Consider the following 23881-nt stretch of genomic DNA (forward strand, 5'->3'; position numbering starts at 1 on the left):
ATATAGAATGTAGTACAAAGCATGACTATAACAGGACAGCATATGCAACAGCGGGCAGGAGCAAAAAGCAGGTTCAACAAAGGGGTTGCGGGCAGTCTGCGTCGCCGGTCAGTGCAAGCCCTCTGGGGGGTACTCGGTTCCGGCGTGCTGCTGGCCGGCTGTGCCGAATCGGTACAGAATCCCCAGGCTGCCAGATCAACGCTCACGCCGCAGAATCTGGCGGTTACCTCATCGGCAGTCATATTCGGGCAGTCTCCGCGTGCAGTGCCGCAGGCGGCACGCGCGGCGGTGGTGTCGGCCAGGGATGCCATGCAGCGTCGCCAGTGGGAGACGTTGCCCGGCTATGCAGAACAGGCCAGGGATGATCATGAACTTGGCAGCTATCCCATGTACTGGTACTTGCGCCAGTTATTGGGCGACGCTGCGCAGCCAGTGCCCACGCAGCAGATCTATGCTTTTTTGCAGCAGAACAAGAACCCCTATCTGGAAAACCGGCTGAAATCGGACTGGATCCAGGCATCGGCCAAGCGGGGAGACTTTGATACCGTGCGGCGTATTGGTACGGTGGCCAGTCGGACCTCGGAGGTCGATTGTGCCATCCTGCAGGCACGCTTTCTTGGCAATGGGCAAGTCTCCGCCGCGCAGGCGCTGGATGTGTTCAAGCCGGACGATGCCTGCTGGAGCATGCTCGGGCAGCTGACGGCAGCCAAGGTCATTACCCATGAACATCTGGAGCCGTTGCTGCGCGATGCCGTCGAGTACGACAGCAAGGCCAGCGCCCGCCGCTACGCGGCGCTGGCGTTCTCACCCGCCGGGCTGTCTTCCTACGATGCGCTCGTGGCCAATCCGATGGGCTGGCTGGCGACCCAGAGCGGTTTGGCCACTGGCGAACTGCAGCAGTTGCGTGCACTGGCCTTCAGCCGCCTGGCGCGGCAGGACAGAGATGCCGGGGCAGTCTTTCTGGAGACGCAGGGCGGCGCATTGCTGAGCGAGCGCAACCGTCAATGGGCCTGGACACAGTTCGGCCTGATCGCCGCCCTGAATCTGGAGGCGCGGGCTGACGGCTGGTATCGCAAGGCCGGCCAGGGTTTTCGTCTAAGCGACTACAACCACGCCTGGCGCACCCGCATGGCGCTGCGCCAGCCCACCATTGACTGGAAATGGGTAGAGCAGACCATCCGCATGATGGGTCCCGAGCAGCAGAAAGAACCGGTCTGGGTTTACTGGTATGGCCGCGCCCGGGCAGGGCAGGGCGACACCGGCGGCGCCACAAGCGCCTGGCAATCCATTTTGTATGATCACGGCTTCTATGGTCAGTTGGCGACCGAGGCATTGGGCCGCAAGATTTCCGTTCCTGCGCAGCCGGCTGAACCCAGCGCTGCCGAAATCAACAAAATAATGACGCACGAAGGCTTGCAGCGTGCCATTGCCTTGTTCCGCCTGGGCTGGCGCCCGGAAGCGGTGGGTGAATGGAATTTTGCGATTCGTGGGATGAATGATCGCGAGCTGATGGCGGCTGCAGAATGGGCCTTGCGCGAACAGGTCTATGACCGGGCCATCAACACGTCCATGCTGACCAAAAACGATTTCAATTTCCGCCAGCGTTACCTGGCGCCATTCGAAGGGCGGGTCAGTCAGCAGGCACGTGCCGTGGGTGTGGATCCTGCCTGGGTATATGGCCTGATCCGCCAGGAATCGCGTTTTGTCACGGTTGCCCGCTCATCGGTGGGCGCGGCGGGGCTGATGCAGGTCATGCCGGGAACGGCGCGACTGGTGGCGCGCAAGCTGGGACTGAGTTACTCGGCTGCCAGCGCCAATGATTTTGATACCAATACTTTGTTGGGCACGTCTTACCTGAAAATGACCCTGGACGACCTGAATGGCTCCGAAGTTTTGGCCACTGCCGGCTACAACGCCGGGCCGAACCGCGCCAAGCGCTGGCGTGATTCGCTTAGCCAGCCGCTGGAAGGGGCGATTTTTGCGGAAACCATTCCCTTTACGGAAACGCGGCTGTACGTAAAGCATGTCATGTCCAATGCGACTTGGTACGATGCCCAGTTCAGCGGGCGGACGCAATCGCTTGTGAATCGGCTGGGGCAGGTGAGGCCCTGATGTCCGTTACCGACGGCCTTGATGTGTATGTGGTGGGCGGCGCCGTGCGCGACCAGTTGTTGGGGCTGCCGCAGGGAGACCGGGACTGGGTCGTGGTGGGCGCCAGCCCGCAGGAAATGGTCCGGCGTGGTTTCCTGCCGGTCGGCGACGACTTCCCGGTTTTTCTGCATCCGCAGACCAAAGAGGAATATGCGCTGGCGCGCACCGAAAGAAAAGCGGGGCGTGGCTACAAGGGTTTCACCTTTCATACGGGTCCGGAAGTGACGCTCGAAGAGGATTTGAAGCGTCGCGACCTGACCATCAATGCCATGGCGCGCCGTACCGATGGCACACTGGTCGACCCTTTGCGTGGCCGTGACGATCTTGAGCGCCGCGTGTTTCGGCATGCCAGCCAAGCGTTTGCCGAAGATCCGGTGCGCATATTGCGCCTGGCGCGGTTTGCTGCGCGGTTCACCGAATTCACGCTGGCCGGCGATACGCTGCAGCTGTGTCGGGACATGGTCCGCAGCGGTGAGATCGATGCCCTGGTGCCCGAGCGGGTCTGGAAAGAAGTCTCACGCGGGCTCATGAACGAAAAACCGTCGCGCATGTTCACCGTTTTGCAGGATACCAATGCGCTTGCCATCGTGATGCCGCAGTTGCAGTGGAACACAGAGGTGGCGCAGGCCACCGACTTGTCGGCCGCCAGGATCCTGCCGCTGCCTTCCCGCTACGCGGTGGCGCTGTCGCAGACACGCGAGCATGCGGCCTTGAGTGTGCACCTTAAAGTGCCCGCAGAGTGTGCTGATTACGCCCGCTTGACGCAGGTGCTATCGGAACGCTTTGATATGTTGCCATTGCCGCCCAGCCCGACGGCGCAGGCGCACTTGTCGAACCGGGCACAATATGTGCTGGAAACACTGGAAGTGACTGACAGTTTGCGCAAGCCGGCGAGGTTTCGCGATTTGCTGGGCGTCGTGCTGTGTACCAGACAGTCTGCGGCGGAAAATCTGCAGGCGGAAATCACGCGGATTGAATCCTGGAGTGCAATACTGGATTGTTATTTACGGGTGGATGCGGGCGCGGTCGCCCGGCAGACCGAGGGGGGCGCCAACTCGATCAAAATGGCGGTGCGCTCGGCAAGACTGGACGCCATTGCGGCGTGCCTGGGAAAAATTGCACCGAGCTAGGCCCGGACCGTGTGGCGCTGTACGCTTTGTGCATGTGCCGGGGGCGGTTATTTCAATTGTAGTATCAGGGATTGCTCATTCCGTCCCAGCGGGTGACCGAGCCGGTATCTATGTCAAATAGGTCAAGGGCTCGTCCGACACTGTGGTCGACCATTGCCTGGATGTTTTCCGGGCGCGCATAAAAGGCCGGAACCGGCGGCATGACGATGGCGCCCATTTCGGTCACCGCCACCATGCTGCGCAAATGGCCCAGATGCAGTGGTGTTTCCCGGACCATGAGCACCAGCTTGCGTCTTTCCTTGAGCACCACATCGGCAGCACGGGTCAGGAGCGAAGAGGTAACTCCGCTGGCAATTTCCGAGAGCGTACGAATGGAGCAGGGCGCGATGAGCATGCCACAGGTTTTGAAGGAGCCGCTGGAAATGGTGGCCCCTACGTCCTGGATCGCATGAACGACCGTCGCCCGGTCGGCCAGTTCGCCGGGATGCATCTGCAGCTCTTGTGACAAGGTCAGACTGGCCGAGCGGCTCATGACCAAATGGGTTTCGAAGCCGGCCTGGGCAAGCAGCTCAAGAGCACGGACCCCGTAAATGGCGCCAGAGGCGCCGGTGATACCGACAATAATACGCGCAGGAGCGGAAACAGAGCTTGGCATGGGCAGATGGCTATTTTCGGTAAGGGGTCAATGGGCTGGCTGATATTGGCAGCCTTGCCGGGGCAAAACCACCGGCTTGAAGCGTTATTATACCCGCAGGGGCACAAAGCGACGCAGGCCGGTGGTTTGTGGTTCACGGAATGGCGCAAGCCTGTGTCGGTATTGTTAACTGATTTGCAGGCCAATTGGTAGGTCGGGCAGATGACAGATGCAACAGGGAGCACAAATGGATCAGGATAAAAGCGCAGCGGATCACTGGCAGTTTTCGCTGGCGGTTTATACCCGTGATGGCGTGGCCGAGCACTGTCTCACGCTGCAACACACGCTGGGGCTGGATGTCAATGTCCTGTTGCTGATGTTGTGGGCGGCAAGACGTTGGGGCAATGCGCCTACGGCAGAACAGATTGCCGATGCTGATAGCGAGATTTGTGCGTGGCGGCGCGAAATTGTTATCCCCTTGCGTCAGTTGCGAACGCGGCTCAAGAGTGGTCCGGCGCCGGCGCCCGATGCCATGACAGATGTGTTAAGGCAAGACATCAAGCGTCTGGAACTGGATGCCGAACGCATGCAGCAGGAGGTATTGGCGCAATGGGTCAAGGAACAGACGCAGGCGATACCTGGCGCAGCGCACGGCGGTACGGTTCAGCAGATGATGGTGATGTCGCAGGTCCGGGACGATGCGTGGTCCGACCCTGCAACGCAAGAAAATGCTTCTGCACCACAGCGGTCGTCAGTCGCGCTTGCCGATACGGCAGAGAACGCCCGGCAACTGGCCGTGCTGGAGCAGACTGCCGTCAGGGTGGTTGCCCACTATGAGGCACAGTATGATGGGCCTGCGTATGGGCAGGCTGCCATTGTCGAAGGAGGCGCGGCGGGACTTGCAGCCGACGAGCACACTGCGGACCCGTGGGTGGCGTTGCAGCATGCTCACCAGGTCGTGCTGGCTGCCGTGGCCGTGTTTGCGTCAGCCTGATGGCGAAGACGGCACCTGCTGCTGCACGATAACAACACCGCAGTTACCGTGGCAGCCCGCAGGAAGGCCTGGTTGTGGTGATCAGAACCAGGATGTGGTGGATACGCCCCGGCCGTCATTCAGGCGAATGGCGCCCATGACGATGCGATAGATGTACCATACGGTAACGGCGATAAGCACGATCCAGCCGATCAGGATAATCATCAGCAAAAAGCCTGCAATCGCGCCGATCAGGCCGATCCAGAAGGTACGAATCAGGTATTGCATATGATCGGCATAGATCGTATTGGTGAACTCGCCCCGTTTGGCGTAGGCCATGATGACGCCCACAACGGAAAACAGCCCGGTAAACAACCCCAATGCGTACATTGCATAAGTAATCCATGTGAAATTGCGGGCAGCGTTATCCGGCGCGGGAACCGGAGTCTGGTTCTGGCTGGTTTCTTCGTTCATTACAGTTTCCCCTTGCGTTCAGTCGTGAGCCACTTTAAGTTGTATCCACTTTAAACTTTAAGTAATAACCACTTTAATATAGATTGCAAGTTTAATAAACCGATATTGCATTCGTGTAAAAATGTAGCAGATTGACATTGGCGCATGAAGTATTTGCGTCCATATAACGGATGCTGTAGACTCGCGCGGCGTGTGCTGCAATTTGTCCTTTTGACAGGATGACTCGGATCAGGGGCGATTGAGTCTGTTCTGGCGTTGCCGCGCCTCTTATTCTTCCTACTATACGGACTATAACAATGAAAAAATTCGACCTTGAAAAAGTCAAAGCGCAAAAAACAATGGGAAAAATGAAACAGGAAGGTCTGCCGGGCCAATTCGGTGGCGCTGCTGATGCTGCACTTGACCGCCGCGCACAACGCAAGGTGGACCAGGCCCAGGGGCTGGTCTCTTTTCCGGTCAAGCTCAGGCAGGATGTGATCCACCAGATCCGTGAGCGCGCTGTCCAGCAGGATAAAAGCACCAACGACATTATCGGACAATTGCTGGAACAGGCGCTCAAGGGCTGACAGGCCTGTCGCCAGCCTAGGCGCGCTTGCTTTGCCGGCGTCAGTCTGGGCTGCCTGCCGGGTTCTGGTCGGCCACAGCGGTAGGTGTTCCGCCCACTCATCCGATCCGACAGTTCAGTCGATCCGATGGCTCATCCGCGCCGACTGTCTATCAAAGCTGCGCCGACTTTCCGACAGCCGCAGGCCAGGTGCCGTACGCTTACAGCCGATGGCGGCGATCTCCCGTGGCAAACCCGGCCAGATCCATATCCACATTTTTGCCGATGGCCAGCACCTTGAACAGTTCTCCCATTTCGGCTTCTGACAGCAGTTTTTGCACCGGGCCAATTTCGCGCGCGTAGTGCGCGGTGTCGCCGGGGTCCAGATCGCTTAACATCTGCAGCAGCCCGCAGTTGAGCAAAAAGCGGGCTTGCGAGGTGTAGCCGAGCACTTCCAGACCTGCGGCCAGCGCCGCATCGGCCATGGCAGTAAAGTCTACGTGCGCAGTAATGTCCTGGATTCCGGGAAAATGCAGCACCTGACTGTGCGCATGATGCAGCAGATGGCACATGAGTGTGCCCTGGCTGCGTTGTGGGTGATAGTACTCGTGCTGCGGAAAGCCGTAGTCGATCAGCAGGGCGGCACCTTGATTGAGCCACTGTCCCAGGCTCGATACCCAAGATTCGCCTTGCAGGTTTATTTCGGATCGATAGCCGGGCAGCGCCGGCATGCGCGCCCTTACAGCCTGCTCCAATAGGGCACTGGCGGGAACGCGCAGAAAGTCAAAATGTGACCAGGCCTGGTTATCCTGGCCTGCTTGCGGGTCCGCCACCGCTGATGCTTCACCTGGTTTGTTGATGACGTGCAGTTCATAGACATTGCCATCCTCGCCCCATTCAAACAGCGAGACGGGCATGGCATCAAGAACTTCATTGGCAATGACGCAGCCGGTAAAGCCCGAAGGCAGGCTGTGCAGCCATTGCACGCTGTCCCCGAAAGGGGCAAGCCGTTGCCGTTGCCGTTGCGTCAGGTCCGGTGAAATATCCAGAATGTAATATTGCAGTTGGGGAAATTCGGGCAGCAGGGCCTGCAGTATATGCTCGGCAAGGGCGCCAGAGCCAGCGCCGAATTCCAGAATATGAGGGGTGCCGATGTGGGCGAGAATGGGGCCGATTTGCCTGGCCAGGCTGCGGCCAAACCACGGCGTCAGTTCTGGTGCCGTGACAAAGTCGCCTTGCAGTGCGGTGCCTGCGGCGGCGGTATCTCCGAATTTGAGGGGGGCGCCGGCATAATAGCCGGCTTGGGGATCGTACAGCGCGGCATGCATCCAGCGCGCGAAGGGCAGCCCCTGGGGGCCGGCTTCATGAATAAGCCCGGCAAGCTTGTGCCGGGCGTTTTCGCTATAGCGCTGCGCTGCTTCCTGGATTTGGGGCAGCGCAGGGCCGGTTGGGTCTGCACGCATATCTTTCCAACGTTACTTCGGGAAAGATCATTATAAAGGCTTACGCCCAGGTGCGTGATGAACTCGGTTTCTTTTTGCTGCGAGCAAAAGCGGGTTTGTCTGAGCGTGCTGTGCGATCACCACTGAAGCCGCCGTCGGAACGGGTGCTTGGGCGAGGCTTGCGGGCCGGAGCAGGAGCGAACTCGGTGCGTGGCTTGCGCGGTGCCGGTGCTGCATCGGCTTTGACGAAACCGCTTTTTTCGGTGCGCGGGCGATCAGATGAGAACGGATTGCGTGACAGCGACGTAGCTGCACGGTCAATCAGCGATTCACGAGGCGCGTCATAAGAGCGTGCCGGACGAGCGCGCTCGGGGCGGCCTTCGGCAGAACGTGAATCTTCACGGGCGCCGTAAGAAGGAGCGCTGCCGCCTTTGCGATGACCAAAACCGGTGCGGGCATGATCTTTCTCGCGCGAACCGCCACCTGGGCGACCCTGGCGTGAACTATTTGGCTTGCCGCCACGACCCTTGCCGCCGCCGGCACCGCGACCACTCTCGGCCGACTTGACCGGTTCCAGGCCAGCAATCACTTCGGCAGGCATAGGCTGGCCGGTGAACTGTTCGATACGGCGGATTTTATGACGTTCGCCATGGGTTGCCAGCGTAAATGCCTGACCGTTGCGACCTGCACGGCCGGTACGACCGATACGGTGAACGTAGTCTTCAGCCTGCATGGGCAGATCGAAGTTGATGGCATGGCTGATGCCTTGCACGTCAATACCGCGGGCGGCAACGTCGGTTGCAACCAGCACGCGCAGGCGACCTTTTTGCAGCATACCCAGTGTGCGGGTGCGCTGACGCTGATTCATATCGCCATGCAGGGCGGAAGCGGCAAAACCTTCATCTTCCAGACGTTCGGCCAGTGCATCGGCGCCCCGTTTGGTAGAAGTAAAGACAATGGCCTGATCCATGGAGGCGTCACGCAGCAGGTGACCCAGCAGGCGCAATTTGTGGCCGCTGTCATCTGCGTAAAGCAGGGTTTGGGTAATGTTGGCGTGTTTCTGTTTCTGTCCGGCGATATCGATACGCAGCGGATTGTTCAGCATATCGGCGGCCAGACGGGCAACAGTACCTTCGAATGTGGCGGAGAACATCAGTGTCTGACGATCACGTGGTGTTTGCGCAACAATGCTTTCGATGTCTTCGATGAAGCCCATATCCAGCATGCGGTCGGCTTCGTCCAGCACCAGGGTGTGAACCTGTGACAGATTGACGCGGCGTGCGTTCAGGTGGTCAATAAGACGGCCGGGGGTGGCAACCAGCACGTCAACACGACGCGACAGTGCTTTGATCTGCGCGCCGTAAGGCATGCCGCCGACCACAGTGGCGATACGCAGATCGTCAATGCCAACGCCGTATGATCTGGTGGCTTCTGCAACCTGCAGGGCCAGCTCGCGGGTCGGTGTCAAAACCAATACCTGTACGCCCATGCCTTTGTTGCCAGGCATGCCGGCAATACGGTGCAATGAGGGCAGCATGAATGCTGCGGTTTTACCGCTACCTGTCTGTGCAGAGACGATCAGATCCTTGCCTTCGAGGGCTTTGGGGATCGCTTCGGTTTGCACTGGAGTAGGTTGGGTGAAGCCGGCCTTGTTCAGGGCAGCAAGAAGAATGGGTGATAGACCCAGAGAATCAAATGACATTTGTAATCCTAAGTAGGTGTCAGGCAAGCCTGTTCATCAGGAGCGCAGATGGCCGTTGATTCCGGTTGTGATGCTGGGCGATTGCATAAGCAACTCCAGGCCGCACGATGGACAGGCCATCGGCAAACAGGACAAAACGACAATTCTGTCACGCAGCAAAGTCCTGCTGATATGCACAATGCACATCTGCACTTTACTGATCAGGATGAACAAACGAATGGGAAATGGCCAGACGAATCGTTGATCGGAGCATCGAGCCGACCGGATCAACCGTTGCATGACAGAGGAAATACGCATGCGGGTCTGGAGGTAGGAGCGATGACGGCTTTTGATTAATAAGCCAGGCAGCAAAAATAAAGAGAATTTGCTGCAAAGAAAATGATTATATAAGTGTTTTCCCTAGAATGCAAGCATTATTATTGCAATACCCATTCAGCCGTGTTGCGTATACGGCAAAAGCCACGTATTCGGTACAGGCACACAACCGTGCGGCTGGCGCAGATCACCAGGGTTAAATGGGTGCGTACGGGCCCGATGCCCGGTGCCCGGGCACCGCCAGATTCATCGATCCGTGATGCGCTGCAGGGTTTGCTCAAAGCGGGTCTGCTCTGGCACCGTACCTGCCACTTCATCGAAAAGGGCGGTAAACGATTGCGTGATGTCCTGGTGGTAGGCGGGCAGGTGCTGCCGGATTTGCGCATTTCTGCGGGCACAGGCTGTCGCGTGTCCGCCGTCTGGCGTATTTGCAGTCTCGCGCGGCATGCCCCAGATCGGGTTGGGAAAATGTTTGTCGTCGGCAAAACGGGCAATGATGTGCCAATGCACATGAGGAACCATATTGCCCAGTTGCGCCAGATTGATTTTATCGGGCTGGAAATGGCGCCTTTGCAGGGCTTCTACGAGATACACGGCGCTCATCAGGCCGCTACGCTCGGTCTGATTCAGGTCGGTCATTTCCTGTGCGTGGCGATTGAGGATTACCCGCGTAAATGCCGGGTAATCGGCCTCCTGCGCATCGATGACGCGCAGGAATGCGTTGCGGAACAGCACGGTCGCGCCATCGTCATGGCACAGCGGGCACTCAGTATGCGTGGTCACTGCCGCGGTTCTCCCAGAAAATGCTTTATGGGTGAATCAATGATTCACGATAAATGACTCAAGTGTGATGCCTGGATCGGTTTCCCGCATGAACGCTTCACCAATCAGGAACCCATAGACCCCGTTCTCATGCATGCTGCGTACGTCCTCGGGCGCGTGGATGCCGCTTTCGGTAATGACAAAGCGTCCCTCTGGGATATGCGGGAGCAGCTCCAGCGTGGTTTGCAGTGTGGTCTCGAAGGTTCGCAGATTGCGGTTGTTGATGCCGATCAGCGATGATTTCATGTCCAGGGCGATATCCAGTTCGGCTCGGTCGTGCACTTCGATCAGGACATCCATGTCCAGTTCCTGCGCAACCGCTTCCATTTCCTTGAGCTGGTCGGCCGGCAAGGCGGCGACGATCAGCAGGATGCAGTCGGCGCCCAGCGCACGAGCGTTAATGATCTGGTACGGGTCAATCATGAAGTCTTTGCGCAGCACCGGTAGCGGGCAGGCGGCGCGCGCCTGGCGCAAGTAATCGCTGGATCCCTGGAAAAACTGCACGTCGGTCAGCACCGATAGGCAGGTCGCGCCATGTGCTGCATAGGTGTGGGCAATTTCGGCGGGATTGAAATTGGGTCGGATCACACCTTTTGACGGCGATGCTTTTTTGACTTCGGCGATGACAGCGGTTTTTTTCTGTCTGATTTTTTCGCGCAGCGCATTGGCAAAGCCGCGAACATCCTTGCGCGCCTGGGCTTCGCGCAGCAGATCTGCTTCGCTGCGGAACTGGCGCTGCATGGCGACTTCTTCTTTTTTTACGCTGAGAATCTGTTCAAGAATATCGTTCATGTCGTGAGCTTCCTGGTATAGGCACGGAATGTCTCTAATTTATCACGTGCAGCCCCGGATTGGATCAGTTCGCGCGCTTTAATAATCCCATCCTGCATGGTGGCGGCCTGATTGCCTGCGTAGAGCGCCAGACCGGCATTGAGCACGACGATATCGCGGGCCGTGCCCGTTTCATTGTTCAGTGCGCTCATGACCAGCTCGCGTGACTCTTCTTTGTTGCTGACCGTAATATTGCGAATGGAGACCATTTGCATGCCGAAGTCTTCCGGATGAATTTCGTATTCGCTGACTTTGCCGTCCTTGAGCTCGCCCACCAGTGTTGCAGCGCCCAGCGAGGCTTCGTCCAGATTGTCCTTGCCGTGTACGATCAGCACATGCTTGGATCCCAGTTGCTGCAGCACGCGCACCTGGATGCCGACCAGATCCGGATGGAATACGCCCATGAGTTGATTGCCGGCTTTGGCCGGGTTGGTCAGGGGGCCCAGGATGTTGAATATGGTGCGTACCGCCAGCATTTTGCGTATCTCGGCGACGTTTTTCATGCTGCCATGATGCGTTGGCGCGAACATGAAGCCGATACCGGTCTGTTCCACGCATTCGGCAACCTGCTCTGGCGAGAGCATGACATTGATGCCCAGCGCTTCCAGGACATCGGCGCTGCCCGAAGAGGAAGACGAGCTGCGGTTACCATGCTTGGCAATGCGCACGCCGCCAGCGGCCGCCACGAACATGGCGGTGGTGGAGATATTGAAGGTATGACTCGCATCTCCGCCGGTGCCGCACATATCCAGCAGATTGTCCGGGTCGCTGATGTTGACCGGCGTGGCAAATTCGCGCATGACTGTGGCGGCTGCGGTAATTTCGCCGATGGTTTCTTTTTTGACGCGCAATCCCATGAGCAGGGCGCTGGCAATGGGCGGCGGCACTTCGCCGCGCATCAGCTGGCGCATCAGGTACAGCATTTCGTCATGAAAGATTTCGCGGTGTTCAATGCAGCGCGTCAGGGCGTCTGTGTAGGAAATGCTCATGGATGAATGTCCAGAAAGTTTTGCAACAGGGCATGGCCATGTTCGCTGAGAATGGATTCAGGATGGTACTGTACGCCATAAACCGGCAGGCTGGTATGCTCCACGGCCATGATCTCCCCATCGGCCGTTTCTGCCGTAATGCGCAGGCAGTCGGGCAATGAATCGCGTTCGATCGCCAGTGAGTGATAGCGGATCACGGTATGAGGCGAAGGAATGTTGCGAAACAGCGCGGATCCATCATGGGTAATTTCCGAAGTCTTGCCGTGCATGATCTGCTTGGCACGGATGATTTTACCGCCGAAAGCGGCGCCGATGGACTGGTGCCCCAGGCACACGCCCAGGACCGGAATTTGCCCTGCGAAATGTTTGATGAGTTCAACCGATACACCTGCCTGGGCAGGCGAGCAGGGCCCGGGGGAGACGCAAAGCCGTTCGGGATTGAGCGCAGCAATTTGCGCAACGGTCATCTGGTCGTTACGTACCACGTGGACGTCCTGGCCCAGTTCGCCAAAATATTGCACCAGATTGTAGGTAAACGAATCGTAATTATCGAGCATGAGCAGCATGACAGTTCCTCAGATGGGTTGATCCAGACCGTATTGCACCTGTTCGGCGGCGCGCAGCACGGCGCGGGCCTTGGCTTCGGTTTCCTGCCATTCTTTTTCAGGGTCGGAATCGGCCACAATGCCGGCGGCCGCCTGTACATAGAGCATGCCGTTTTTGATGACGCCGGTGCGGATCGCGATGGCCACGTCCATGGTGCCGTTGTAGCTCAGATAGCCGGCAGCGCCGCCATAGATGCCGCGTCGCACGGGTTCCAGTTCATCGATCAGTTCCATAGCGCGCACTTTGGGCGCACCGGTAAGGGTGCCTGCGGGAAAGCTGGCGCGCAACACGTCGATGGCATCCATGTCCGGCTTCAGAATGCCCTTGACGTTCGATACCAGATGCATCACGTGTGAATAGCGTTCAATCGCCATCTGGTCGGTCACTTCCACTGAGCCGGTTTCGGCCACACGCCCCACATCGTTGCGGGCCAGATCAATCAGCATGACGTGTTCGGCGATCTCCTTGGGATCGGCGCGCAGCTCGTCGGCCAGAGCTGCATCTTCTTCCGGTGTTTCACCGCGCTTGCGCGTGCCGGCAAGCGGACGAATGGTGATGGCGGTTTTCTCTTCGGCGTTTTCGGTGAAGGTTTCCTGGCGCACCAGAATTTCCGGTGACGAGCCTACGACATGAAAGTCACCGAAGTTCCAGAAATACATGTAGGGAGAGGGATTCAGGGAGCGCAGGGCGCGGTACAGGGACAGCGGCGAATCCCGGAAGGGCTTGGCAATGACCTGGCCGACCTGGACCTGCATCAGGTCGCCCGCGGCGATATATTCCTTGGCCTTCAGGACGGCCTTCAGATAATCTTCTTTCTTGAAGTCGCGGATTTCTGTCGTTTGCAGGCTGGGCAGGCTGTAGGGAATTTCAACCGGATGGCGCAGGCGGGCGCGCAGTTCAAGCAGCCGTTTCTGGGCCTTGCTGTAGCTTTCGGCCTCGTTCGGATCTGCGTAGATCATGAGGTAGGTTCGGCCGATCACATTGTCGACAATGACCAGTTCATCGACCTGCATCAGCATGATATCGGGCACGCCTTCCTTCTGGCCGTGAGGATAGGGTTTGACGTTGGGGCCCAGGGACGGCTCGATATGGCGAATGGTGTCGTAACCGAAATAGCCCGCCAGGCCGCCGGCAAAGCGGGGAATGCCTGGGCGCAGGGCCACCTTGATGCGTTTTTTGAATGCCTGGATGAAGGTCAGCGGATCGCCCCGATAGGTTTCGGTGACTTCGCCGTTGGTCAGTACTTCGGTCAGATCGCCTGTGGCGCGGATCACTGTTTTGGCCGGCAGGCCGATAAAGGAATAGCGGCCGAACTGCTCGCCCCCGACCACCGATTCAAGCAGGCAGGTCATGCGACCGGCTTCTTTGCCGGTGTGGGCCAGTTTCAGGTAAATACCCAGCGTGGTATCAAGATCGGCGTAGGTTTCCTTGATGATCGGGATGCGGTTGAACCCCTGTGCTGCGAGTGCATTAAATTCAATTTCAGTCATCATGACGGTCTCTGTTTGTGTTTTCCTGAATGACCGGGCAGATACAAAAATACCCGGTCCTGTTTTAAGGGATTACCGGGTATTGTGCGTACTGACTACAATTTTCGGATGCGGAAAAAAAGCGGCATCCGGAACAGTCTAATAAGTGACACTCCCGGCAGACGAACGCCACCAGCGCCAATACATGGCAACCAGAGCAGAACGAGCATAAAGGGAGCGTGCAGTCATTTACGTTAATAAATCAGGTTGGTCTGCCGATGCGTTGTGGCGTTCAATCCACTGGGCCGCTTCGACGATAGTCTCTACTATATCATTGACTTTCAGGTTTTGTACACTGTTTCCTTCGTTATAGCCATAAGGAACAATGAGTACCGGCATGCCCGCCGCTTGCGCCGCCTGCGCATCGTTGATGGAGTCGCCGATAAACACGCAGTCTGTGGGCTCAGCTTCCAGCAGGAAGCAGGCATGCAGCACGGGACCGGCGTCCGGCTTGCGAGTGGGGCAGGTGTCGCCGGATACCACAGCATCAAAAAACGAACGTAGCCCGGTCTGAATCAGCAACTGTTCGGTAAAGACCGTGGGCTTGTTGGTCACGACGGCCAGGCGAATACCGGCCGCCTTCATGGATTTGAGCCCGTCGACCACGCCTTCGAATACCGTGGCCCGGTCGCCATTGACCTGATGGTACGCGTCAATGAAATGTTCGCGGGCAACGATGAATGCTTCGGCGGTGACAACGGCCTCATCGTCGCCGCCGGTCATAGCGCGGCGCACCAGGTTATCGATACCTTTGCCGACAAACTGGGCAATCAGCTCCTGGTGCAGTTGCGGCAACCCGAGCTTGATGCGCATGGCATTGGCCGCCTGGGCCAGATCGGGAATGGAGTCGACCAGAGTGCCGTCAAGGTCAAGCAGTGCGGCGCGGATACTCATGAGCGGTGCACTCCGGCAATCTGTTCGCGCATGTTTGCGATAACCGCCGCGTAGTCCTGCTGGCCGAAAATGGCCGAGCCAGCCACAAAGGTATCGGCGCCGGCTTCGTGGATTTGCGCGATATTATCTGTTTTCACGCCGCCATCGACTTCAAGCAGAATGGTGTTGCCGGTTTTTTCCTGCCAGGCGTCAATGCGCTGGCGAGTGGCGCGCAGCTTGTCTAGCGTAGACGGGATGAATGATTGTCCGCCGAAACCCGGGTTAACCGACATGAGCAGGATCAGATCCAGACGGTCCATGACATGATCGAGCACCGACAGCGGCGTCGCCGGATTGAGCACCAGCCCGGCCTTGCAGCCATTGTCGCGGATCAGGGAAAGCGAACGGTCCACATGGCGCGACGCTTCCGGATGAAAGGAAATGATATTGGCGCCGGCCTGGGCAAATTGCGGGATCAGCTCGTCTACCGGCTCACACATCAGGTGTACATCGATGGGTGCATCCGTACAGGGGCGAATGGCCTTGCACACCATGGGTCCGATGGTCAGATTGGGCACATAATGGTTATCCATCACGTCAAAATGAATCCAGTCGGCGCCGGCGCTGATCACATTTCTGACTTCTTCTCCGAGACGGGAAAAATCTGCTGACAGAATGCTGGGGGCGATGCGGGTAACGGGTTGTAATTCCATGACAGCGTTTTTCTCCTGTAAGGGGGCGCACGAAGTACAATGAAGTTCTATTATTCCATACAAACACGTTTAGCTTTCTGAGGATCCGGCACGAATGGTAAATACAATGACGGTGGAAGTCACACCGCGCTATCTCGAAGAACAGTCCGACCCGTCTCGCTCGCAATATGTCTTTGCCTATACAGTGAGAATTCGCAATACCGGTACAGCGGCAGCGCAGGTCATCAGCCGTCACTGGGTCATTACCGATGGCGATGAGAAAATCCAGGAGGTGCGCGGACTGGGTATTGTCGGCGAACAGCCGCTTATTGCTGCTGGCGATATGTACGAATACACCAGCGGGTGTCCGCTAAATACCCCTTTGGGCACCATGAAGGGCAGCTATCACTGTGTAGGTGAAAACGGTGTCCCGTTTGACGTGGACATTCCCGAATTCATTTTGACGCTACCGCGAACGCTGCATTGATCGCCCGCCACTATTGCTGTGTCATTGGGCTTGTCTTCCATTATTTGTCTGGATAAATAACTATGAAAAATCCGCACGCACCAAACAGGCTACTGCCTGCCGCCGTGGCTGCGCTTGTCCTGCTGGCAAGTTGTTCGACGCAAGATGCGGGGATGCAGCCGTCGCAGTCGTCGTTCTCCATGACCGCGCCCCTGTCAGTGCCGGACCAGTCGGCCTTTGCGCCTACGCCACCACGACCGCTGGCGGGCCAGTATAGCCAGGTTGCCTGGTCGTCGCTGCCCGGCTGGAATGCGGATGATGCCCGCCATTTATGGCTGACTTTCTATAATAATTGTCGTGGCCTGATGCGCCCGGTCAGCGGCTCCAAAGCCATGCCGGCGCGCGCTACCCCTGCTGTCTGGCAACCGGTGTGCCAGGCCGCCGCACAGTCGGGTATCGACCCGCGCAGCAATGACGCAACTGCGGTCAAGGCCTTCCTGGAGCAACATCTGCAGCCCTGGCAGGTGACTGAGAACGGCAAGTCAACCAATACCGTCACGGGCTACTATGAGCCGGTGGTGCATGGTTCGCGTTCACATGGCGGCGAGTATCAGTGGCCAATGTATGCCGCTCCCGATGATCTGCTGACCATCGATCTGGGCCAGCAATATCCTGAACTGGCAGGCAAGCGTATTCGCGGCAAGCTCTCGGGCAAGACGATCGTGCCCTACGACACCAGGGAGCAAATTGCCCGGCGCGATACCAAGCCGCCGGTCATTGTGTGGCTGAATGATCCGGTCGAGGCGTTTTTCCTGCAGGTGCAGGGGTCGGGCCGGGTGCAACTGGATGATGGCTCCATGATTCGCCTGGCCTACGCCAACCATAATGGCCGCCCTTATAGTTCGATCGGCAAGTGGCTGGCCGACAAGGGCGAATTGCCGCTGGCGCAGGCCAATATGCAAAATATCAAGGCCTGGGCCAAAGCCCACCCGGATCGGGTCGATGAAATGCTCAACACCAATCAGGCCATGGTGTTCTTCCGTGAAGAGGCGCTGTCTGACGATGCGGCAGGTCCCAAGGGCGCCTATGGTATTCCGCTGGTGGCGGAACGGACGGTGGCCGTCGATCCCAATTACGTGCCATTGGGCAGTCCGCTGTTCCTGGCGACTACCCGGCCGCATTCGACCCAGCCTATGCAACGTGTTGTCTTCGCACAGGACACGGGTGCTGCCATCAAAGGGGTGGCGCGAACCGACTTTTTCTGGGGGTCGGGTGATGCGGCGGGTGAGTTGGCCGGTCGCATGAAACAGACCGGTCGGGTATGGATTCTCTGGCCGCGCAGCGCAGGAGTTCCGGAGGCGCGATGAAACACGATGTGATTGTCTGTGGTGCCGGTATTGCGGGAATGGGCAGCGCGCTGGCGCTGACCCGAGCCGGCGTGAATGTGGCGCTGCTGGCACCCAAACGGGCACCGGCGCCCATGCCGGGCGAGCAGTATCACCCTCGCGTTTATGCCATCTCCGAAGCCAGCCAGGCACTGCTTGCGTCGCTGGGCATCTGGGATGCCATGCCGCAAGAACGGATTACACCTGTCGATGCGATGCAGGTCAATGGCGATCGTGACGGGCAGGTGGTGCTCGATGCCTGGCAGGCTGCCAAATCCCATCTGGCATGGATTGTCGAATCGGGTGAAATTGAACGGGCCCTGTTCCAGGCGCTCACGATTTACGGTGTGCCGTGGATTGACGATACGATGCAGACCTGGCAACCCGGGCTGGTGACAACGGCCGGTGGCATGACGCTGCAGGCACAGTTGTTTATCGGTGCCGACGGGGCCCGGTCACCGCTGCGCAGCGCTGCCGCAATGGCGCACCAGAAAAAAGACTATGGCGATCAGGGGCTGGTCACGCATCTGACTTGCGAAAAACCTCATATGAACACGGCGTACCAATGGTTCTGCAATCATCATGTGCTGGCTTTTCTGCCCATGCCCGATACCAGCGAAGGGCATCAGGTATCGCTGGTCTGGTCGGTTGACGATGCAACCGCCTATCAGTTTCTGCACATGGACGAGGCGACGCTGGGCCGTGCGCTGCCGGAGGCCCTCAATGAGGTGGCGCAGGGTTGCCTGGGTACGCTCAGGATGCGCGCACGCCTGCATGGCTTTCCCTTGACGCTGGAAAAGGCGCAAATGGCAGCGCCGGGCGTGGCACTGGTGGGCGATGCGGCGCATCGGGTTCATCCGCTGGCCGGACAGGGGCTCAATCTCGGGCTTGGCGACGTTAAGGCGCTCGCGCAAGTATTGAACGAAAAAGAGGCGTTTCGGTCCTATGGAGATCTGCGTGTACTCGAGCGCTATGCCCGCACGCGTGCCGCCGATGTTATGGCCATGCGAGTGGCGACCGATGGCCTGTATCAGTTGTTTTCCCGTGACCTGCCTGCGCTGCCGTTTTTACGCAATACAGGCATGAACCTGGTGCAGCAGCTTCCCTGGGTCAAGCGGCAACTGATTGCCGGGGCATCGGGGTTGTGATCGTCTTGCAAGAAGGGGTATCGCTGCGCAAGCGCGGTACCGGAACCTGTGCAAGATCGTGGCCAGTACAAAACAGTGTCGGTGACAGCCCCCGGCCACAGTAGCGCCTTTCACGTCTCGTGCAAGGCTTCGTTGGCGGCAACGCCACTCAATGGGTTTCTGTTGTAAAAGGATGGAAGGTAATGGGATTGAATTGGATAAAAGCACGCACAGGGCAGCAGTACCGCCGGGCGGCGATGGCAGGCTTGCTGATATTGGTAGCGGGCGCCTTTGCCGTGCCGGCCGTACAGGCTCAGACAGCCGATAATGCAAAGCTGGAAAGCGTTCGGGATGCGGTAAAAAAGGCGTTCGATGTTGAAGTGACCCGGGTGCAGCCGACCGATTATGCCAATCTGTATGAAGTGCAGTTGGGCGGCAATATCGTGTATACCAACGAAAAGGCCGAGTTTGTGCTCGCAGGTAATCTGGTCGACGCCAAAACAAAACGCGATGTAACCACCGAGCGGATCGAGGAAATTTCCAAGGTGGATTTTTCCACCTTGCCACTGTCCCAGGCAGTCAAGCTGGTTAAGGGTAATGGCGCGCGCAAAATGGCCGTGTTCGAGGATCCCAACTGCGGCTATTGTAAAAAACTGCATAAGGAACTGACTACGCTGGATAACGTCACCGTGTACACCTTCCTGTTCCCGATTCTGGCGCCCGATTCAGTGACCAAGGCCACTAACGTGTGGTGCGCCAAAGATCAGGCCACCGTATGGACAGACTGGATGAACAAGGGGATTGAACCACAGCAAGCCACCTGCGATACACCTATCGAGAAAAATCTCGCCCTGGGCCAGAAACTGGCTGTCCAGGGTACGCCCGCCATCTTCTTTGAAAGCGGCAACCGCGTCAACGGCTATGTACCGGCCGCCCGGCTCAATCAGGAACTGGATCGCAAGTGACTCATCGCCCCCGGCCCTGACAGGCTGGCCGCGTGCCGGTTAATGTGCTTGTCAGGCTGACAGGGCAAATGGATGGGTCAGCAGTTGCTGTACAGAGTTGACGCGCAGGTCCACATAGGCGGGCCGCATGCGCTGCATGGAACTGAACGGTGTGCCGCGATGAAAGATGTGCACGGTTTTCATATGCAGCTGTTTGGCCGTTTTCAGGTTTTTCAGTGTGTCCTCGACCAGAATCGTGCGCGTTGGCTCACACTGCAACTGCACCAGCAACTGCTGCATCAGCGCCGGTGAGGGTTTGGGTCGAAACCGGCCCTGCAGGCACATTTCATTGATGGAACAGATTCCCGCAAAACAGTGGCGCACATTCAGGCGATCCAGAACGATCCTGGCGTAATGCATGGGCGCATTCGTGACCACATATTTGATGCCTGGCACGGCATTGAGCATGGCCGACAGGTTTTTTTCGATTTTGGTGTTGCCGGCAATGTCGAAGTCATGGCTCAAGTGCAGGAAATCGGCGGCTTTCACATTGTGATGCCGCACCATCCCGATCAGTGTGGCCCCATAACGTGCCCAGTAGGCCTTGCGCAAAACCGTCGCTTCGTCTTCGTCAATATCCAGCGATAGCATGACGGCGCGCGTCATACTCTGGTTGATGTGTCCAAAGATCGCGTGCGAGGCGTCGTGCAGTGTGTTGTCCAGATCGAACAGCCATACGCGCGGTGTGCGGGTATGGCGAACCAGCGGTTGCAGGGGTTTGATGAGCGGGGTACAGATCATGCAGCAACAGCAACGCCTGCGACGCGTAACAACGCCGCAAACGTGATCATGATGTGATCATGGTGCCGACACCCTTGTCTGTCAGAATTTCCAGCAACAGGCAGTGAGCGACCCGGCCATCGACAATATGCACGGAGTTTACACCGTTGCGGGCGGCATCCAGCGCCGATGAAATCTTCGGCAGCATGCCGCCAGAGATGGTACCGTCAGCAAATAATTCATCAATGGTCTTGGCCGACAGCTTGCGCAACAGCTGGCCTGCTTTGTCCAGTACGCCCGGGGTGTTGGTCATCATCAGCAGTTTTTCTGCCTGAAGGACTTCGGCCATTTTACCGGCGACCACGTCGGCGTTGATGTTGTAGACATCCCCTTCTTCAGCGTCGTAGCCGATGGGGGAAATGACGGGGATGAACTGATCGTCCTGCAGGGCTTTGACCACCGACGGATCAATGCTGGAAATATCCCCTACGAAACCGATATCCAGTGGTGCGTCAGGATTTTCCTTGTTGGGCATGAGTTTTTTGCGGGCCTGGATCAGGCCGCCGTCTTTGCCGGTAAGGCCCACGGCCTTGCCGCCGGCTTCGTTGATCATCATGACGATATCCTGCTGGACCTGGCCGCCCAGCACCCACTCGACCACTTCCATGGTGTCGGCGTCGGTCACACGCATGCCCTGGATGAAGTTACCTTCCTTGCCAAGACGCTTGAGCGCGCTGTCGATTTGCGGGCCGCCGCCGTGAATCACCACCGGGTTCAGGCCGATCAGCTTGAGCAAGACGACGTCTCTGGCGAAACTGCGTTGCAGCCGTTCTTCAACCATGGCGTTGCCGCCGTATTTGATCACGACGGTCTTGCCGTGGAACTTCCGGATATACGGCAAAGACTCGGAAATAATGTCGGCCTTGACTGCCGGTGAAACAGCGTTGATATCCAGGGGTGTGTCAGACATGCTAGCTCGCGGTTGCTGAAAGTTAGTTTTGTGCCAGAGTATTTTCCAGCGTTTTGATGAAATCTTTTTTATCGTAATTGCCAATATAGCGTTTGACTATATTGCCCTGACGATCCAGCAAAAACGCCACCGGTGTGAACTTGATATCGTCAAAGGCTTTGGCGGCGCTGCCATCGCTGTCAAGGGTAACGGTAAATGGCAGCTTTTTGTCTGTCGTATAGTTTTTTACGAAATTGGGCGGGTCATAGGCCATGGCCACGGCAACGGTCTCATAGCCCTTGTCGTGATAGGTATTATAGTACTCGATGGTATCGGGCATTTGCGCAATACAGGTCACGCAACTGGTGGCCCAGAATTTGACCAGCACCACCTTGCCCTTGAGGTCGGCAGTCTGGAACTGGCGCCCGTCCAGCGCGGTAAACGTGACATCGGGTGCCGCCTTGGATGAGGTCATCATAAACCCGCCTGCTATGGCGGCCACGGCGAGTACGGCAGGAAGAACGATTTTTTTCATGGGTAGTTGGTATTATTCCATAGGGAAAGTTTGCACGCCGCCCGAAGAGGGGTTGGCTTCAGTACCGGGCACCGTTGTGGGTGCACCCGTGGTGCCGGTAGTCGCGTTCAGGCTGCTGCCCGAAACAATATCAAATACCTTGACAACCCGGCTTACGCCGCTGACGCCTGCCGCAGCCGAGGCTGCACGCTGTCCTTCAAGGTCGGTGACCTGACCCATCAGATAGACAACACCACGGGTGGTGATCACATTGATGGATCCTGATGGGACCTGTTTGGTGGCCAGAAGTTCCGCTTTGACGCGCGAAGTGATCCAGGTCTCATTGCTGCGGGTGCTGAAAGAGGCACGGGGACCCACGGTCAGCTGGTTGTCAACGCGCTTGACGTCGGTAGCACTGCGCGCCATAGTTTCGGCCGATTGCTTGGCGGCCTCTGTGGGCACTTCACCGGTCAGCAGGACGCGTTGATTAAAGGATGACACAATGACGCGGCCGGCTTCGCCGATGCTTTCGTTAATGGTATTCTGGGTGCGTCGTTCAATGTTCTTGTCCACCAGTTGCATGCCCGCCGAGCGCCGATCTACGGCTACGATGGCGGTGCCGCCCGCGGCAGCACCAACAATCAGGGGCACGCAACCGGCCAGCAGCGAGCAGGACAGTGAAAGGGCAACCAGGGCAGTGGCAGAGCGGGACAGGGTAAATGGGCGCGATACACTCATTCGGAATCTCCAAGTAACATGGCGTCAATGCCATCACACAAAACGTGAAGTGCCAGCGAGTGGACTTCCTGGATACGCATGGTACGGTCATGCGGCACGCAAAGATGGACATCCTGATCGGTCAGCAGGCCGGTCACACTGCCGCCTTTCTTGCCGGTAAGGGCGATGACATGCATTTCGCGTTCATGGGCGGCGCGGATCGCCTTAATCACGTTGGCCGAATTGCCACTGGTGGTGAAGGCGACCAGCACGTCGCTTGGCTGACCTAGCGCCTGTACCTGGCGTTCAAATATATTGTCAAAACCGTAGTCGTTGCCGACGGCCGTAAGGATAGAGGTGTCGGCGTTAAGCGAAATGCCGGCAAACGGGATGCGATCGCGTTCGAACCGGCCGACCAGTTCGGCGATGAAATGCTGGGCATCGGCTGCCGAGCCGCCATTGCCGCAGGCGAGCACTTTGCCATTATTGCTGATGGCATTGACCAGCATGTCGATGGCGATAGCCAGCGGTTCGGCCAATACCTGGTGGCTTTGGGCGATGACGCGGGCCGAATCATCGAAATGAAAAGAAATGCGGGAAGAGATGTCCATATTGCTATTATCGCACGTGTTAAAAAAAACCGCATGGGCAGCTGTTGTCATCGAAGCAGGCAACGGGCGGTAAAAGGCGCGTTTGAGGCGTCAGCAAAACCGATTGTAACGGTTTTGTGATCCTCAGAAGACGGCAGGTAGCCAGTTAAGTGTATCGCCTTCGATGCAGACCGCATCAAAGCGGCAGTGTGGTGTTCTGCCGCCAAATCCGCTTGCAGCCAGTTGGGGCAGAAACCAGGCCGCAGTTCTGCGCAGGCGCTGCTGCTTGGCGTAGGTGATACTGGCGGCCGCGCCCCCATGACGCGCGTTGCGACGATGTCGAATTTCAACGATAACCATGGTCTGGGCATCGGCACGAAAGACCGCATCCAGTTCCCCGTACCGGCAGCGCAGATTGGTGCCCAGCAATTGCAGGCCGTGCGCGCAAAGCCAGGCTATGGCGCGGCTTTCTGCTTGCAGGCCGCGTTGCTGAGCCGGTGATAATCGTTGCTCATGCGTGTTGCGATGGGCGCTGGTGCCTGGTCCGGCCCGACGGCGCAGCCGCGCCCGCAGCTTGTCCTGCGCGGCCGCAGCCAGCGTGAACGCGATGAGCTGGTGGCTTTGTATGGGCGCGGGCGTCTGCGGCTCGCCGCAGGCGTGTTTTGCAGGTTTTTTTCCAGTCACGGCATGGATCCACAGGGG

At 58.0% G+C, this 23881-nt stretch carries 26 protein-coding genes; 9 read left to right on the forward strand and 17 right to left on the reverse strand.

Translation table 11 applies throughout. The features are described from left to right. Window positions 1–42 precede the first annotated feature (42 nt). Window positions 43–2112: a lytic transglycosylase domain-containing protein gene (locus tag INT32_RS18830; protein WP_193090243.1), complete on the forward strand. Its 2070-nt coding sequence runs from the start codon at window positions 43–45 to the stop codon at window positions 2110–2112. Then, the gene (locus INT32_RS18835) at window positions 2112–3281 is read left to right on the forward strand and encodes a tRNA CCA-pyrophosphorylase (RefSeq protein WP_193090244.1); all 1170 of its coding nucleotides are present in this window, start codon (window positions 2112–2114) and stop codon (window positions 3279–3281) included. The genes INT32_RS18830 and INT32_RS18835 overlap by 1 nt, the downstream gene beginning before the upstream one ends. 64 nt (window positions 3282–3345) lie before the next feature. Here the strand turns inward: INT32_RS18835 and INT32_RS18840 are convergent, their stop codons facing one another. Next, complete coding sequence (locus tag INT32_RS18840; RefSeq protein ID WP_193090245.1) at window positions 3346–3936, reverse strand: UbiX family flavin prenyltransferase; 591 nt, start codon at window positions 3934–3936, stop codon at window positions 3346–3348. A gap of 226 nt (window positions 3937–4162) precedes the next feature. On the opposite strand from INT32_RS18840, the gene INT32_RS18845 reads away from it, so the two are divergent. After that, on the forward strand, window positions 4163–4909 hold the full coding sequence (locus INT32_RS18845; protein ID WP_193090246.1) for a TIGR02444 family protein: 747 nt from the start codon (window positions 4163–4165) through the stop codon (window positions 4907–4909). Window positions 4910–4990: 81 nt separating this feature from the next. On the opposite strand, the gene INT32_RS18850 is transcribed toward INT32_RS18845, so the two are convergent. Next, entirely contained in the window at window positions 4991–5362 is a 372-nt protein-coding gene (locus INT32_RS18850) for a DUF4870 domain-containing protein (RefSeq protein ID WP_193090247.1), read from the reverse strand. A gap of 296 nt (window positions 5363–5658) precedes the next feature. On the opposite strand from INT32_RS18850, the gene INT32_RS18855 reads away from it, so the two are divergent. Continuing rightward, entirely contained in the window at window positions 5659–5928 is a 270-nt protein-coding gene (locus INT32_RS18855) for a hypothetical protein (protein ID WP_193090248.1), read from the forward strand. A gap of 199 nt (window positions 5929–6127) precedes the next feature. Here INT32_RS18855 and INT32_RS18860 read toward each other — a convergent pair whose 3' ends face one another. Next, window positions 6128–7369: a class I SAM-dependent methyltransferase gene (locus INT32_RS18860; RefSeq protein ID WP_193090249.1), complete on the reverse strand. Its 1242-nt coding sequence runs from the start codon at window positions 7367–7369 to the stop codon at window positions 6128–6130. Between the two features lie 40 nt (window positions 7370–7409). Beyond that, window positions 7410–9050: a DEAD/DEAH box helicase gene (locus INT32_RS18865; protein ID WP_193090250.1), complete on the reverse strand. Its 1641-nt coding sequence runs from the start codon at window positions 9048–9050 to the stop codon at window positions 7410–7412. A 48-nt stretch (window positions 9051–9098) separates the two neighbouring features. Here INT32_RS18865 and INT32_RS18870 point away from each other — a divergent pair, with 48 nt between their 5' ends. Further along, window positions 9099–9386, forward strand: coding sequence for a hypothetical protein (locus INT32_RS18870; protein WP_193090251.1), 288 nt, complete (start codon window positions 9099–9101; stop codon window positions 9384–9386). A gap of 225 nt (window positions 9387–9611) precedes the next feature. Here the strand turns inward: INT32_RS18870 and INT32_RS18875 are convergent, their stop codons facing one another. From INT32_RS18875 to rpe, 7 genes are all read right to left on the reverse strand, one after another. Next, window positions 9612–10148, reverse strand: coding sequence for an HIT family protein (locus INT32_RS18875; RefSeq protein WP_193090252.1), 537 nt, complete (start codon window positions 10146–10148; stop codon window positions 9612–9614). A gap of 36 nt (window positions 10149–10184) precedes the next feature. After that, window positions 10185–10979, reverse strand: a complete 795-nt coding sequence (trpC, locus tag INT32_RS18880) for an indole-3-glycerol phosphate synthase TrpC (protein ID WP_193090253.1) — start codon at window positions 10977–10979, stop codon at window positions 10185–10187. Beyond that, window positions 10976–12007, reverse strand: coding sequence for an anthranilate phosphoribosyltransferase (gene trpD / locus INT32_RS18885; protein WP_193090254.1), 1032 nt, complete (start codon window positions 12005–12007; stop codon window positions 10976–10978). Before trpD ends, trpC begins: the two co-directional genes overlap by 4 nt. Beyond that, the gene (locus tag INT32_RS18890; RefSeq protein WP_193090255.1) at window positions 12004–12573 is read right to left on the reverse strand and encodes an aminodeoxychorismate/anthranilate synthase component II; all 570 of its coding nucleotides are present in this window, start codon (window positions 12571–12573) and stop codon (window positions 12004–12006) included. Before INT32_RS18890 ends, trpD begins: the two co-directional genes overlap by 4 nt. A 9-nt stretch (window positions 12574–12582) precedes the next feature. Beyond that, window positions 12583–14103, reverse strand: coding sequence for an anthranilate synthase component I (gene trpE, locus INT32_RS18895; RefSeq protein ID WP_193090271.1), 1521 nt, complete (start codon window positions 14101–14103; stop codon window positions 12583–12585). Between the two features lie 228 nt (window positions 14104–14331). Further along, window positions 14332–15036, reverse strand: a complete 705-nt coding sequence (locus INT32_RS18900; RefSeq protein WP_193090256.1) for a phosphoglycolate phosphatase — start codon at window positions 15034–15036, stop codon at window positions 14332–14334. Continuing rightward, the gene (gene rpe, locus INT32_RS18905) at window positions 15033–15728 is read right to left on the reverse strand and encodes a ribulose-phosphate 3-epimerase (RefSeq protein ID WP_193090257.1); all 696 of its coding nucleotides are present in this window, start codon (window positions 15726–15728) and stop codon (window positions 15033–15035) included. The genes INT32_RS18900 and rpe overlap by 4 nt, the downstream gene beginning before the upstream one ends. A gap of 94 nt (window positions 15729–15822) precedes the next feature. On the opposite strand from rpe, the gene apaG reads away from it, so the two are divergent. From apaG to INT32_RS18925, 4 genes are all read left to right on the forward strand, one after another. Then, window positions 15823–16194 carry a Co2+/Mg2+ efflux protein ApaG gene (apaG, locus tag INT32_RS18910; protein ID WP_193090258.1) on the forward strand — a complete coding sequence of 124 codons (372 nt, stop codon included), beginning with the start codon at window positions 15823–15825 and terminating at the stop codon, window positions 16192–16194. A gap of 62 nt (window positions 16195–16256) precedes the next feature. Next, window positions 16257–17540 carry a murein transglycosylase A gene (locus tag INT32_RS18915; protein WP_193090259.1) on the forward strand — a complete coding sequence of 428 codons (1284 nt, stop codon included), beginning with the start codon at window positions 16257–16259 and terminating at the stop codon, window positions 17538–17540. Next, window positions 17537–18706 (forward strand): FAD-dependent monooxygenase, encoded by a 1170-nt coding sequence (locus tag INT32_RS18920; RefSeq protein WP_193090260.1) that lies wholly within the window; start codon window positions 17537–17539, stop codon window positions 18704–18706. Before INT32_RS18915 ends, INT32_RS18920 begins: the two co-directional genes overlap by 4 nt. Before the next feature lie 182 nt (window positions 18707–18888). Beyond that, window positions 18889–19650, forward strand: a complete 762-nt coding sequence (locus tag INT32_RS18925; protein ID WP_193090261.1) for a DsbC family protein — start codon at window positions 18889–18891, stop codon at window positions 19648–19650. Window positions 19651–19701: 51 nt separating this feature from the next. Here the strand turns inward: INT32_RS18925 and INT32_RS18930 are convergent, their stop codons facing one another. The 6 genes from INT32_RS18930 to INT32_RS18955 form a co-directional block, all read right to left on the reverse strand. After that, window positions 19702–20430 carry a pyrimidine 5'-nucleotidase gene (locus INT32_RS18930; RefSeq protein WP_193090262.1) on the reverse strand — a complete coding sequence of 243 codons (729 nt, stop codon included), beginning with the start codon at window positions 20428–20430 and terminating at the stop codon, window positions 19702–19704. 46 nt (window positions 20431–20476) lie between these two features. Then, the gene (argB, locus tag INT32_RS18935) at window positions 20477–21379 is read right to left on the reverse strand and encodes an acetylglutamate kinase (protein ID WP_193090263.1); all 903 of its coding nucleotides are present in this window, start codon (window positions 21377–21379) and stop codon (window positions 20477–20479) included. A gap of 22 nt (window positions 21380–21401) precedes the next feature. Next, window positions 21402–21893, reverse strand: a complete 492-nt coding sequence (locus INT32_RS18940) for a peroxiredoxin (RefSeq protein WP_193090264.1) — start codon at window positions 21891–21893, stop codon at window positions 21402–21404. A 12-nt stretch (window positions 21894–21905) separates the two neighbouring features. Then, window positions 21906–22610 (reverse strand): BON domain-containing protein, encoded by a 705-nt coding sequence (locus INT32_RS18945; RefSeq protein WP_193090265.1) that lies wholly within the window; start codon window positions 22608–22610, stop codon window positions 21906–21908. After that, the gene (locus INT32_RS18950) at window positions 22607–23200 is read right to left on the reverse strand and encodes a phosphoheptose isomerase (RefSeq protein ID WP_193090266.1); all 594 of its coding nucleotides are present in this window, start codon (window positions 23198–23200) and stop codon (window positions 22607–22609) included. Before INT32_RS18950 ends, INT32_RS18945 begins: the two co-directional genes overlap by 4 nt. A gap of 123 nt (window positions 23201–23323) precedes the next feature. After that, window positions 23324–23881: YraN family protein (locus INT32_RS18955; RefSeq protein WP_370540258.1), on the reverse strand; the 558-nt coding region annotated here is incomplete at its 5' end.

The sequence above is a fragment of the Advenella sp. FME57 genome (assembly GCF_014897675.1).
Lineage (GTDB): Bacteria > Pseudomonadota > Gammaproteobacteria > Burkholderiales > Burkholderiaceae_B > Advenella.